The 12,843-nt window shown below is 53.4% G+C and carries 16 protein-coding genes; 1 reads left to right on the forward strand and 15 read right to left on the reverse strand.

Features of this window, described 5'->3' with window-relative positions:
• Positions 1-13 precede the first annotated feature (13 nt).
• Genes ACJHWR_RS14215 through ACJHWR_RS14225 form a run of 3 tightly spaced genes read right to left on the reverse strand, consistent with a single transcriptional unit; the run spans position 14 to position 2,281 of the window.
• Entirely contained in the window at positions 14-250 is a 237-nt protein-coding gene (locus ACJHWR_RS14215; protein ID WP_000562981.1) for a non-oxidative hydroxyarylic acid decarboxylases subunit D, read from the reverse strand.
• 10 nt (positions 251-260) lie between these two features.
• Positions 261-1,688, reverse strand: a complete 1,428-nt coding sequence (locus ACJHWR_RS14220) for a non-oxidative hydroxyarylic acid decarboxylases subunit C (RefSeq protein ID WP_000863217.1) — start codon at positions 1,686-1,688, stop codon at positions 261-263.
• Complete coding sequence (locus tag ACJHWR_RS14225) at positions 1,688-2,281, reverse strand: non-oxidative hydroxyarylic acid decarboxylases subunit B (protein WP_000767728.1); 594 nt, start codon at positions 2,279-2,281, stop codon at positions 1,688-1,690. Before ACJHWR_RS14225 ends, ACJHWR_RS14220 begins: the two co-directional genes overlap by 1 nt.
• Positions 2,282-2,427: 146 nt before the next feature.
• Here ACJHWR_RS14225 and ACJHWR_RS14230 point away from each other — a divergent pair, with 146 nt between their 5' ends.
• Positions 2,428-2,835: a MarR family winged helix-turn-helix transcriptional regulator gene (locus tag ACJHWR_RS14230; protein ID WP_001208071.1), complete on the forward strand. Its 408-nt coding sequence runs from the start codon at positions 2,428-2,430 to the stop codon at positions 2,833-2,835.
• A 119-nt stretch (positions 2,836-2,954) separates the two neighbouring features.
• Here the strand turns inward: ACJHWR_RS14230 and rpoS are convergent, their stop codons facing one another.
• The 12 genes from rpoS to cysD form a co-directional block, all read right to left on the reverse strand.
• Positions 2,955-3,947 (reverse strand): RNA polymerase sigma factor RpoS, encoded by a 993-nt coding sequence (rpoS, locus tag ACJHWR_RS14235; RefSeq protein WP_000081550.1) that lies wholly within the window; start codon positions 3,945-3,947, stop codon positions 2,955-2,957.
• 62 nt (positions 3,948-4,009) lie between these two features.
• Positions 4,010-5,104 (reverse strand): murein hydrolase activator NlpD, encoded by a 1,095-nt coding sequence (gene nlpD, locus ACJHWR_RS14240; protein ID WP_306174120.1) that lies wholly within the window; start codon positions 5,102-5,104, stop codon positions 4,010-4,012.
• Positions 5,105-5,288: 184 nt separating this feature from the next.
• Positions 5,289-5,915 (reverse strand): protein-L-isoaspartate O-methyltransferase, encoded by a 627-nt coding sequence (gene pcm, locus ACJHWR_RS14245; RefSeq protein ID WP_000254708.1) that lies wholly within the window; start codon positions 5,913-5,915, stop codon positions 5,289-5,291.
• Positions 5,909-6,670, reverse strand: coding sequence for a 5'/3'-nucleotidase SurE (gene surE / locus ACJHWR_RS14250; protein WP_001295182.1), 762 nt, complete (start codon positions 6,668-6,670; stop codon positions 5,909-5,911). Before surE ends, pcm begins: the two co-directional genes overlap by 7 nt.
• The gene (gene truD / locus ACJHWR_RS14255; protein WP_000568936.1) at positions 6,651-7,700 is read right to left on the reverse strand and encodes a tRNA pseudouridine(13) synthase TruD; all 1,050 of its coding nucleotides are present in this window, start codon (positions 7,698-7,700) and stop codon (positions 6,651-6,653) included. The genes surE and truD overlap by 20 nt, the downstream gene beginning before the upstream one ends.
• Positions 7,697-8,176 (reverse strand): 2-C-methyl-D-erythritol 2,4-cyclodiphosphate synthase, encoded by a 480-nt coding sequence (ispF, locus tag ACJHWR_RS14260; protein ID WP_001219237.1) that lies wholly within the window; start codon positions 8,174-8,176, stop codon positions 7,697-7,699. The genes truD and ispF overlap by 4 nt, the downstream gene beginning before the upstream one ends.
• On the reverse strand, positions 8,176-8,886 hold the full coding sequence (gene ispD, locus ACJHWR_RS14265; RefSeq protein WP_000246153.1) for a 2-C-methyl-D-erythritol 4-phosphate cytidylyltransferase: 711 nt from the start codon (positions 8,884-8,886) through the stop codon (positions 8,176-8,178). Before ispD ends, ispF begins: the two co-directional genes overlap by 1 nt.
• 18 nt (positions 8,887-8,904) lie before the next feature.
• Positions 8,905-9,216 carry a cell division protein FtsB gene (ftsB, locus tag ACJHWR_RS14270; protein ID WP_000517476.1) on the reverse strand — a complete coding sequence of 104 codons (312 nt, stop codon included), beginning with the start codon at positions 9,214-9,216 and terminating at the stop codon, positions 8,905-8,907.
• Between the two features lie 193 nt (positions 9,217-9,409).
• Positions 9,410-9,733: a DUF3561 family protein gene (locus ACJHWR_RS14275; protein ID WP_001246104.1), complete on the reverse strand. Its 324-nt coding sequence runs from the start codon at positions 9,731-9,733 to the stop codon at positions 9,410-9,412.
• Between the two features lie 49 nt (positions 9,734-9,782).
• Positions 9,783-10,388 (reverse strand): adenylyl-sulfate kinase, encoded by a 606-nt coding sequence (gene cysC, locus ACJHWR_RS14280; RefSeq protein WP_001173673.1) that lies wholly within the window; start codon positions 10,386-10,388, stop codon positions 9,783-9,785.
• A complete protein-coding gene (cysN, locus tag ACJHWR_RS14285) occupies positions 10,388-11,815 on the reverse strand; it encodes a sulfate adenylyltransferase subunit CysN (RefSeq protein WP_001090361.1) in 1,428 nt (475 codons plus the stop codon). The genes cysC and cysN overlap by 1 nt, the downstream gene beginning before the upstream one ends.
• A gap of 1 nt (position 11,816) precedes the next feature.
• Entirely contained in the window at positions 11,817-12,725 is a 909-nt protein-coding gene (cysD, locus tag ACJHWR_RS14290; protein ID WP_000372108.1) for a sulfate adenylyltransferase subunit CysD, read from the reverse strand.
• Positions 12,726-12,843: the final 118 nt, after the last annotated feature.

The raw sequence follows: 12,843 nt of genomic DNA on the forward strand, positions 1-12,843 counted from the left end.
CGGCACTTTTTTATTAACACTTACCTTCCGCCAGCAGCGGCGGGATGCTCGGCACCATCGGCGCGTCATCAATATCTTTCTGCGTCATGCGGAACGCTTCGGGATAATGTTCGCGGCTGGTGCGGCGCAGCGGTTCGGTATCGCGCCAGGTATAGAGGCAATGCTGGCACTGGTAGACCGTCCAGACATCTTTTACCGGCGATTTCGCCATCACTTCAATCTGTTCATCAGCACAACGTGGACAAATCATCTTGTTCTCCTTATTGACGTGCGGCCAGCATAGCGGTCAGTTTTTCAGCCCAGGCTTTGGTTTCCGGTAAATCCACCACCGGCTGACTGTAGTGACCACGGTTGTCCGGGGCGACAGGCGTGGTGGCGTCGATAATCAGCTTGTCGGTGATCCCCGCCGGACTTGAGCCAGGGTCGAGTTCCAGCACGGACATATTCGGCAACTGCACCAAATCCCCTGCCGGGTTCACTTTCGAAGAGAGCGCCCACATCACCTGCGGCAGGTTGAACGGATCAACGTCTTCATCGACCATAATCACCATCTTCACATAGCCCAGACCGTGTGGCGTGGTCATCGCACGGAGGCCCACCGCGCGGGCAAAGCCACCGTAGCGTTTTTTGGTGGAGATAATCGCCAGCAGGCCGTGGGTGTACATGGCGTTTACCGCCTGCACTTCCGGGAACTCGGCTTTCAGTTGCTGATACAGCGGCACGCAGGTGGCTGGCCCCATCAGGTAGTCGATTTCCGTCCACGGCATCCCGAGATAGAGCGATTCAAAAATGGGTTTGCTGCGATAAGAGACGTTATCGATGCGCACCACGGTCATGTTGCGCCCGCCGGAGTAGTGCCCGGTAAACTCACCGAACGGCCCTTCGATTTCACGTTTACGACTTTCGATAACCCCTTCGAGGATCACTTCCGAGCCCCAGGGTACATCAAAACCGGTCAGTGGGGCGGTGGCAATCGGGTACGGACTTTCGCGCAGCGCGCCCGCCATTTCGTACTCGGACTGATCATATTTCAGCGGCGTGGCCCCCATCAGGGTGATGATCGGATCGTTACCGAGGGTGATGGCAATCGGCAGATCTTCACCGCGCTCTTCCGCTTTATGCAGATGCAGCGCGATATCGTGCATCGGCACCGGTTGCAGGCCGAGCTTACGTTTGCCCTTCACTTCCATGCGGTAGATACCGACGTTCTGCTTGCCGAAGTTATCCGGGTCGAGCGGATCGCGGGAAACCACGCACGCTTTGTCGAGATAGAAACCGCCATCACCGTCGTTTAAACGAAACAGCGGCAGGATATCGAACAGGTTAATCTTTTCGCCATCGACGGTGTTCTGCGCCCAGGCTGGATTGGCTCGGCGTTCCGGGGCTATCGGGAAGTTGTCCCAGCGGCGGATAAACTCATCGATCTGTTTTTTAACCGGGGTATTTGGCGGCAGGCCGAGGGAAATCGCGTGGTTCTGCCAGGAACCGATGGTGTTCATCGCCACGCGGGCATCGGTAAAGCCGCGAATATTGTCAAACCACAGCGCGGGCGCGCCGTCGCCGATACGCCCGGTGGCGTTGGCTGCGGCTGCCAGATCCGGTTCTGCGTTCACCTCTTCGCTGATTTTCAGCAATTGCCCATGGTCGTCGAGCGCCTGTAAAAAGCTGCGTAAATCATCAAATGCCATTATTCATTCTCCTGAGAAAAATTCCGGGCCTGCGGCAATCCTTGCCAGCGCCTGGCGTGAGGATGTTCGAGGCCAAATTGATCCAGCACGCGGGCTACCACGTGGTGGACAATGTCATCTACCGTTTCGGGATGGTTATAAAAGGCAGGCATCGGCGGCACCATCGCCACGCCCATGCGCGAAAGTGCGAGCATATTTTCGAGATGGATTGTGCTAAGCGGCATTTCACGCGGCACCAGCACCAGTTTGCGGCCTTCTTTGAGCACGACGTCCGCCGCGCGCCCCACCAGGCCATCGGCGTAACCGGCACGGATACCGGCGAGCGTTTTCATACTGCACGGAATAACGATCATGCCGTCGGTACGAAAGGAACCTGAGGAGATGGTCGCCGCCTGATCCGCCGGGTTATGGCTGAAGTCTGCGAGGGCAGCAACATCGCGAGCGCTGTAAGGCGTTTCCAGTTCAATGGTGGTTCTCGCCCACTTCGACATCACCAGATGAGTCTCGACATTCGGCATCTCCCGCAGCGCTTGCAGTAATGCCACCCCAAGAGGCGCACCGGTAGCCCCTGTCATCCCGACGATCAGTTTCATTGCTTACTCTCTAAATTGTTCGTATACGAACGTTATTATTAAAATACGCCTCTGTTTTCATCGCGGCAAGCGCTGAAAAGTAACAACATCTTCTTCGTCACTGAAAAACCGCTATGATAGCGGCAGATAGTTTGCCCGGAGTTTACATGGCGTTACGAAATAAAGCGTTCCATCAGTTACGACAGCTTTTTCAGCAGCACACGGCTCGCTGGCAGCACGAGTTACCTGATCTGACCAAACCACAGTACGCGGTGATGCGCGCCATTGCTGATAAACCTGGTATCGAACAGGTGGCACTGATAGAAGCAGCCGTCAGCACCAAAGCAACGCTGGCAGAAATGTTGGCACGAATGGAAAATCGTGGCTTAGTCAGACGAGAACATGACTCTGCTGATAAGCGGCGACGCTTTGTCTGGCTGACTGCCGAAGGAGAAAAGGTACTTGCTGCGGCGATACCGATTGGTGACAGTGTGGATGAGGAATTTTTGGGGCGTTTGAGTGCAGAAGAGCAGGAGCTGTTTATGCAGCTGGTGCGCAAGATGATGAGCAAATAGGATGTTGATTGCCGGGTGGGACGCTGACGTGTCTTATCCAGGCGACAAAACACACCGACTCCCAAATAAAAGAAAAAGGCCAGCCTCGCTTGAGACTGGCCTTTCTGACAGATGCTTACTTATTCGCGGAACAGCGCTTCGATATTCAGCCCCTGCGTTTGCAGGATTTCGCGCAAACGGCGCAGGCCTTCAACCTGAATCTGGCGAACACGTTCACGGGTGAGGCCAATTTCACGACCTACATCTTCCAGTGTTGCCGCTTCGTACCCCAGCAAACCGAATCGACGTGCCAGCACTTCACGCTGTTTGGCGTTCAGCTCGAACAGCCATTTGACGATGCTCTGCTTCATATCGTCATCTTGCGTGGTATCTTCCGGACCGTTCTCTTTTTCATCGGCCAGGATGTCCAGCAACGCTTTTTCGGAATCACCACCCAGCGGGGTGTCTACCGAGGTAATGCGCTCGTTAAGACGAAGCATACGGCTGACGTCATCAACTGGCTTATCCAGTTGCTCTGCGATCTCTTCCGCACTTGGTTCATGGTCCAGTTTATGGGACAACTCGCGTGCGGTTCGCAGGTAAACGTTCAGCTCCTTTACGATGTGAATCGGCAAACGAATAGTACGGGTTTGGTTCATAATCGCCCGTTCGATCGTCTGGCGAATCCACCAGGTTGCGTATGTTGAGAAGCGGAAACCACGTTCCGGGTCAAACTTCTCTACCGCGCGGATCAGCCCCAGGTTGCCCTCTTCGATCAGGTCCAGCAACGCCAGACCACGATTGCCATAACGGCGGGCAATTTTTACCACCAGACGCAAGTTACTCTCGATCATCCGGCGGCGAGAGGCAACATCTCCACGCAGTGCGCGACGCGCAAAATAAACTTCTTCTTCGGCCGTTAACAGTGGTGAATAACCAATCTCACCAAGGTAAAGCTGAGTCGCGTCCAGCACACGCTGTGTGGCTCCCTGCGATAACAGTTCCTCTTCGGCCAAATCGTTATCACTGGGTTCCTCTTCTACTAAGGCCTTTTCGTCAAAAACCTCAACTCCGTTCTCATCAAATTCCGCATCTTCATTTAAATCATGAACTTTCAGCGTATTCTGACTCATAAGGTGGCTCCTACCCGTGATCCCTTGACGGAACATTCAAGCAAAAGCCTGGTTCCGCCGATTTATCGCTGCGGCAAATAACGCAGCGGGTTTACGGATTTCCCCTTGTAACGAATTTCAAAATGCAAGCGTGTTGAACTGGTTCCGGTGCTACCCATGGTTGCTATTTTTTGCCCCGCCTTCACTTCTTGTTGTTCCCGGACCAGCATTGTGTCGTTATGGGCGTAGGCACTCAGGTAATCATCATTATGTTTGATGATAATCAGATTACCGTAGCCGCGCAGCGCGTTACCGGCATAAACAACGCGGCCATCTGCAGTCGCGATAATTGCCTGTCCTTTGCTGCCTGCGATATCAATCCCCTTGTTGCCCCCCTCAGAAGCGCCAAAGGTTTCGATCACTTTGCCCTCAGTCGGCCAGCGCCAGGTGGAGATAGGCGTACTGGTTGATGTACTGCTGACAGTCGGCTCGGTTGTGCTTGCTGTTGGTACCGTTACAGGCGCTGTGACCGTGGTCGCAGTTGGCTTGTTGTTCGGCAACATTTTGTTAGCACTCTGTTCACCCGAAGACTCAGAATACGTAATTGTCGGTTGCGAAGCAACAGCAACGGTGGAATTTTGTGCAGGCTTGATCACAACTCCTTGCTCTGCTGCGTCGGCCTGGGTAATGGCATTTCCGCCAGTGATTGGCGTACCGGAAGCATTCCCCACCTGTAAGGTCTGACCGACGTTCAGCGCATATGGTGCCTGAATATTGTTGCGCTGAGCAAGGTCACGGAAATCGTTGCCAGTAATCCAGGCGATATAGAAAAGTGTGTCGCCTTTTTTCACTGTATAGGTACTGCCGCTATAACTGCCTTTCGGAATGTTCCCATACTGACGGTTATAGACGATGCGTCCGTTTTCCATCTGTACCGGCTGCTGAGCTACTGGCTGCACCGGCTGGATTTGCGGTTGTTGAGTGGCCTGAATTTGTGGCTGCTGTACCGGCTGAATTTGCGGTTGCTGCGCTGTAGACGTCGTCCCCATTTTCGGCGGCGGCGTAATCAACATACCAGAATTGGTATTTGCAGGCGCATTGCCATTAACGGAGCTGACCGGGGCCGGTGGATTTGAAGTGTCAGAACAGCCTGCCAGCCATAGCGAAACCAGTGACAAAGCCGCAATGCGGCGAACGGTGAATTTTGGGCTTCCCGCGCTCATTTATCCCCCAGGAAAAATTGGTTAATAACCAGTGACATAATTACCGTGCAAGGCACCATACTGAACACTGGAAAAGATGTTCACGATACGCTGACCTGCGGCAAAATAACCAGGAAAAATCCAGGTATTTCCTCACGTTTTAAGCCAGCTCACCCTTCACTAAAGGGACAAAGCGCACGGCCTCCACGGTATCGATAATAAATTCGCCTCCCCGACGACGCACCCGTTTCAAATACTGGTGCTCCTCCCCTACGGGTAAGACGAGAATCCCGCCTTCGTCCAGCTGCGTCATTAGCGCAGTTGGAATTTCCGGCGGTGCCGCCGTAACAATGATAGCGTCAAACGGCGCACGTGCCTGCCAACCTTGCCATCCATCGCCATGACGGGTTGAAACATTATGTAAATCAAGATTTTTCAGGCGGCGACGTGCCTGCCACTGCAAGCCTTTAATCCGTTCAACCGAGCAAACATGCTGGACAAGATGCGCCAGGATTGCCGTTTGATATCCCGAACCGGTGCCAATTTCCAGCACCCGCGACTGCGGCGTCAGCTCGAGTAATTCGGTCATTCGCGCCACCATATACGGCTGCGAAATTGTCTGCCCCTGACCTATCGGCAAGGCGATATTGTCCCAGGCTTTTTGTTCAAACGCTTCATCAACGAATTTTTCACGCGGCACGGCGGCAAGTGCATTCAGCACCTGCTCATCCTGAATACCTTGCGCACGTAATTGATCCAGAAGTGCTTGTACGCGTCTGCTTACCATTGCGTGCCAACTCCCACGCTGTTTAACCAGTCTGAAACCACATCTTGCGCGCTATGCGCAGTTAAATCCACATGCAGCGGCGTGATGGAGACATAGCCCTCATCTACCGCAGCAAAATCGGTCCCCGGACCGGCATCACATTTACCGCCCGGCGGGCCAATCCAGTACAGCGTATTGCCGCGCGGATCTTGCTGCGGGATCACCTGATCTGCCGGATGTCGTGTACCGCAGCGCGTCACGCGAATACCTTTGATTTGATCCAATGGTAAATCCGGAACGTTAATGTTAAGAATACGTCCGGTGCGCAGCGGCTCTTTACACAGTGCGCGCAAAATTGAACAGGTTACCGCCGCGGCAGTGTCGTAATGTTTATGCCCGTCAAGCGAGACGGCCAGCGCCGGAAAACCTAAATGACGGCCTTCCATCGCGGCGGCTACCGTACCGGAATAAATAACATCATCCCCCAGATTCGGCCCGGCGTTAATTCCGGACACAACAATGTCCGGGCGCGGACGCATCAGAGCATTCACGCCAAGATAGACGCAATCGGTCGGGGTTCCCATTTGCACAGCAATATCACCATTTTCAAAGGTAAACGTGCGCAGGGAGGATTCCAGTGTCAGAGAATTTGAAGCGCCGCTGCGGTTACGATCGGGGGCGACCACCTGAACGTCAGCAAACTCACGCAAGGCTTTCGCCAGCGTTTGTATACCGGGTGCATGTACCCCGTCATCATTACTCAGCAATATGCGCATAATCACCTGTTGTGTTGATAAGTTCCCTGACAACGCTGGTTGCAAAACTACCCGCCGGAAGCCAGAAACGGATTTCTACGGTGACGTCATCCCACCAGTTCCAGCTTAATTGTTGCGGATACAGCAGCATCGCTCTGCGCGCGGCTTCAACTTTTTCGCGCACCAGTAAAGCTTGTAATTCAGTTTCTGCGGCGACAGCTGCTTGTTCGAATGCCAGCGCTTCACGCTGAGTTCCCCATTCGCCACTGCCCGGCAATGCGGCGGTTATCATTAGCTCTTTATCGTTGACGCGACGCTGTAATTCCGCCACTTCTTCGGTGGTTGCAACAAACCAGCTACCACGTCCGGCTAATTGTAGCGCATCGCCGTCAACAACTTGATTAACGTCTGCTTTTTTGAGGCGCTCAGCAACAATCTGATTAAACAACGCACTGCGGGCTGCCGACAACCAAAAACTCCGTTTATTGCGATCGCGCACCGGAGTATTGGTTTGCGCCCAGCGCAGCGCGCCCTGCAAGTTGCTACCGCCAATCCCAAAACGTTGGGCACCGAAGTAGTTCGGTACACCTTTTACGCAAATATCGATCAGACGTTGTTCAACGTCATCGCGATTGCTCACTTCGCGTAGTACCAGGGTAAAGGCGTTACCTTTCAGCGCCCCTAAACGCAGCTTGCGCTTGTGCCGCGCATACTCCAGCACCTGGCAGCCTTCCAGTTGAAAGGCGCTCAGATCGGGCATCTCTTTGCCCGGCACGCGAGCGCATAACCACTGTTCCGTAACAGCATGTTTATCTTTTTGCCCAGCGAAGCTGACTTCACGGGCATGAATTTTCAGGAATTTCGCCAGTGCATCCGCCACAAAACGGGTATTGCAGCCGTTTTTGAGGATTCTAACCAGAATATGCTCACCTTCACCATCAGGCTCAAAGCCCAAATCTTCCACCACCACAAAGTCTTCCGGATTCGCTTTCAGCAGCCCGGTGCCTTGCGGTTTGCCGTGGAGGTAAGTGAGATTATCGAACTCAATCATTTCGTTGCCTTAATGAGTAGCGCCACCGCTTCACAGGCAATCCCTTCCCCACGTCCGGTAAATCCCAGTTTTTCCGTAGTAGTGGCTTTCACGTTAACATCATCCATATGGCAGCCGAGATCTTCGGCAATAAACACGCGCATTTGTGGAATGTGCGGCAACATCTTCGGTGCCTGAGCGATGATAGTGACATCGACGTTGCCGAGGGCATAACCTTTCGCCTGAATACGACGCCAGGCTTCGCGCAACAGCTCGCGGCTGTCGGCACCTTTAAATGCCGGATCGGTATCCGGGAACAGTTTGCCGATATCCCCCAGCGCCGCCGCGCCAAGCAATGCATCGGTCAACGCATGGAGCGCCACGTCGCCATCAGAATGCGCCAGCAGCCCTTTTTCGTAAGGAATGCGCACGCCACCAATGATAATTGGGCCTTCACCGCCAAAGGCGTGTACGTCAAAACCGTGTCCAATTCGCATTATGTATTCTCCTGATGGATGGTTCGGGTGAGGTAAAATTCGGCCAGCGCCAAATCCTCCGGGCGCGTGACTTTAATGTTATCCGCGCGGCCTTCGACCAACTGCGGATGAAATCCGCAATATTCCAGCGCCGAGGCTTCGTCAGTAATAGTCGCGCCTTCATTTAGAGCACGCGTCAGACAGTCATGTAACAGCTCACGAGGGAAAAATTGCGGCGTCAGCGCGTGCCATAAGCCGTTGCGATCAACGGTATGAGCAATGGCATTTTTGCCCGGTTCGGCACGTTTCATCGTATCGCGCACTGGTGCGGCGAGGATCCCTCCCGTGCGGCTGGTTTCGCTCAACGCCAACAATCGCGCGAGGTCATCCTGATGCAGACAAGGACGAGCGGCATCATGCACCAATACCCACTGCGCGTCGCCAGCGGCTTTCAAACCTGCCAGCACGGAATCGGCACGCTCATCACCGCCATCTACAACGGTGATTTGCGGATGATTCGCCAGAGGAAGTTTTGCAAAACGGCTATCGCCAGGACTTATGGCAATGACGACACGTGTCACCCGGGGATGCGCCAGCAGCGCATGCACCGAGTGTTCAAGAATGGTTTGATTACCGATTGAGAGATATTGCTTAGGACATTCCGTTTGCATTCGACGGCCAAATCCGGCCGCCGGAACCACGGCGCAAACATCCAAATGAGTGGTTGCCATGTTAATTCCTGGGCTGATTTATCGATTGTTTTGCCCCGCAGACTGTGCGCGCTTCGACGCGTCAGGCACCAGACGATAAAAAGTTTCGCCCGGCCTGGTCATGCTGAGTTCATTACGCGCACGCTCTTCGAGCGCCTCCTGGCCGCCATTGAGATCGTCAATTTCGGCAAAAAGTTGATCGTTTCGCGCTTTAAGTTTAGCGTTTGTAGCTTGCTGTGCCGCCACATCATCATTGACGCGGGTATAGTCATGTATACCGTTCTTACCGAACCACAGCGAATACTGTAGCCAGACCAGAATAGCCAGCAACAGCAGCGTTAGTTTACCCATCCTGCCCCCTGAAAAACGGCATCATCATCCCATGCATCCGAAGACGACTCTACATCCTCTGTTGGGGATACCGCGACAACGCGGGCAAATGTACCACATTTGTCCATTGTTACGTATACCCAGGGCGTGCAGAACATAATCTCATTATTAGTTACGGTTTGAATTATGAACAGAGGAGACAAGAAAGTACAAATTAGCCCAGTAGCCACATAAACAGTGCGCCAAACATAATGCCTACTGTCACCAGGGTGAAAACAATACTGTAGCGTAGCTTTCCGTCCATCAATGAATGCAGCGCAATCCCCACCACTACCGCGACAGGCATCAGTGCCAGAAAGAAAGGCCAGGTGTAGATAAAGAAGAACAGCGTGTTAGAGCCATAAATCAACATCGGCATCGCCAGCGCAAATAACCATGAGATAAAACCGACCACGGCACCAGGCAGTGACCATGTGGTTTCTTCATCCTCAGTAAGGCTGTCGTTATTTGTTAGTGTAATGTTATGGCTATTACGCATATTTGATCCTGTTACTTTGACGAACCGGGCATGGAAACCCGGTGGTGTCTCAGGATCTGATAATATCGTTCTGTCTCAACAGATCTAATAATTGCTGTACCAAATTTGTTACTAATTGTTCACCATTGAGATGAATTTCTGCCGATTCAGGCGCTTCGTAAACAGAATCTATTCCCGTAAAGTTACGCAGTTCACCGGCACGCGCTTTCTTATATAAGCCTTTTGGATCGCGGGCTTCGCAAATCGCCAGCGGCGTATCGACAAACACTTCGATAAAGCGCCCTTCTCCTACGCGTTCGCGAACCATCTGGCGTTCGGCGCGGTGTGGCGAGATAAATGCGGTCAGCACCACCAGTCCGGCTTCAACCATCAAATTCGCCACTTCACCGACGCGACGGATATTCTCTTTACGGTCGGCATCGCTAAAACCGAGATCGCTGCATAATCCGTGGCGAACGTTGTCGCCATCCAGCAGATACGTACTGACGCCAAGTTTATGTAACGCCTCCTCCAGCGCCCCGGCGACCGTTGATTTACCGGACCCGGAGAGGCCGGTAAACCACAGCACTACACCACGATGACCGTGGTGTAGCTCGCGTTGTTGCACAGTGACTGGGTGGCTATGCCAGACGACGTTTTCGTCATGCAGAGCCATTATTTATCTCCCAGTAAATCGCGCGCACCCCAATGCGGGAAATGGCGGCGAACCAGGGCATTCAATTCCAGTTCGAATGCACTGAATTCAGATGGCGCAGCAGTTGCCTGGCTAACTGGTTCGTGCACCATACCGGCACCTACGGTCACATTACTCAGGCGATCGATAAAAATCAGCCCACCGGTAACCGGGTTTTGCTGATAACGATCTAACACCAGCGGCTCGTCAAAGGTGAGATCTACCAGGCCGATGCCGTTCAGCGGCAGGTTTTCAACTTCGCGTTGGGTAAGGTTATTGATATCAACCTGATAACGAATGCCATCAACACGAGCACGCGTCTTCTTACCGGCAATTTTGATGTCGTAACTCTGGCCTGGGGAAAGCGGCTGTTCCGCCATCCATACCACATCCACCGACGCGCTCTGCACAGCCGGTAACGCTTCGTCTGCCGCCAGCAGCAGATCGCCACGGCTGATGTCGATCTCATCCGTCAGCACCAGGGTGATCGCTTCTCCGGCAAAGGCTTCTTCGCGATCGCCATCAAAAGTCACGATCCGCGCGACGTTTGATTCCACACCAGAGGGCAACACTTTTACACGTTGCCCGACTTCCACGCGACCGGATGCCAGCGTTCCGGCGTAGCCACGAAAATCGAGATTCGGGCGGTTAACGTACTGCACCGGGAAGCGCATAGGCTGTGCATCCACCACTCGCTGGATCTCCACGGTTTCCAGCACTTCGAGCAGTGTCGGACCGCTGTACCACGGCATACTTTCACTTTGCGAAGCCACGTTGTCGCCTTCCAGTGCGGAGAGCGGCACAAAGCGGATATCCAGATTACCCGGCAGCTGCCCGGCAAAAGTCAGATAATCTTCACGAATACGGGTGAACGTCTCTTCACTGTAATCCACCAGATCCATTTTGTTGATCGCCACGACCAGATGTTTGATCCCCAACAGTGTGGAGATAAAACTGTGACGACGGGTTTGATCGAGCACGCCTTTACGGGCATCGATCAGTAAGATCGCCAGTTCACATGTCGATGCGCCAGTCGCCATATTGCGGGTGTACTGCTCGTGCCCTGGGGTGTCGGCGATAATAAATTTACGCTTCTCGGTAGAGAAATAGCGGTAGGCCACATCAATAGTGATGCCCTGTTCGCGCTCAGCTTGCAGGCCGTCCACCAGCAGTGCCAGATCCAGCTTTTCGCCCTGGGTGCCGTGACGCTTACTGTCGTTATGCAGCGATGAGAGCTGATCTTCGTAGATTTGGCGGGTATCGTGTAGCAGGCGACCAATCAGGGTACTTTTGCCGTCATCGACGCTACCACAGGTCAGAAAACGCAGCAGGCTTTTATGTTGTTGCGCAATCATCCAGGCTTCGACGCCGCCTTCATTGGCGATTTGTTGTGCAAGTGCGGTGTTCATCTTAAAAATACCCCTGACGTTTTTTCAGCTCCATAGACCCCGCCTGGTCGCGGTCAATCACGCGGCCCTGACGTTCACTGGTGGTGGAAACCAGCATCTCTTCGATGATCTCCGGCAGTGTTTGTGCATTTGACTCCACCGCACCGGTCAGCGGCCAGCAGCCCAGCGTACGGAAACGCACCATCCGTTTTTTAATCACTTCGCCCGGTTGCAGGTCGATACGGTTGTCATCAATCATCATCAACATACCGTCGCGTTCCAGAACCGGACGTTCCGCAGCGAGATACAGCGGCACAATGTCGATATTTTCCAGCCAGATGTATTGCCAGATATCCTGCTCGGTCCAGTTAGAGAGCGGGAAGACGCGGATGCTTTCGCCTTTGTTAATTTGCCCGTTGTAGTTGTGCCACAGCTCCGGGCGCTGATTTTTCGGATCCCAGCGATGGAAGCGGTCACGGAAAGAGTAGATTCGCTCTTTAGCGCGGGATTTCTCTTCGTCACGGCGCGCACCACCGAAGGCGGCATCAAAACCGTATTTGTTCAGCGCCTGTTTCAGGCCTTCAGTTTTCATAATATCGGTATGTTTCGCGCTGCCGTGTACGAATGGATTAATCCCCATCGCCACGCCTTCCGGGTTTTTATGCACCAGCAGCTCGCAGCCGTAGGCTTTCGCCGTACGATCGCGGAACTCATACATCTCGCGGAATTTCCAGCCGGTATCGACATGCAGCAACGGGAAAGGCAGCGTACCTGGATAAAACGCCTTGCGCGCCAGATGCAGCATGACGCTGGAATCTTTACCGATAGAGTAGAGCATCACCGGATTTGAGAATTCTGCCGCCACCTCGCGAATAATGTGGATGCTTTCCGCCTCCAGTTGCCGCAGGTGAGTAAGTCGTATTTGATCCATAACCGTTCCTTTGCAATACCGCTATTTTCTTGCCATCAGATGTTTCGACTATAGGGAGCGTAAGAGAACGAATGAAATTACCAATTAGAATGAGTAGTTCCTTAACGGAATAACGATT

Source organism: Escherichia sp. WS568, from assembly GCF_046486085.1.
In the GTDB taxonomy this organism is placed as follows: Bacteria; Pseudomonadota; Gammaproteobacteria; order Enterobacterales; family Enterobacteriaceae; genus Escherichia; species Escherichia coli.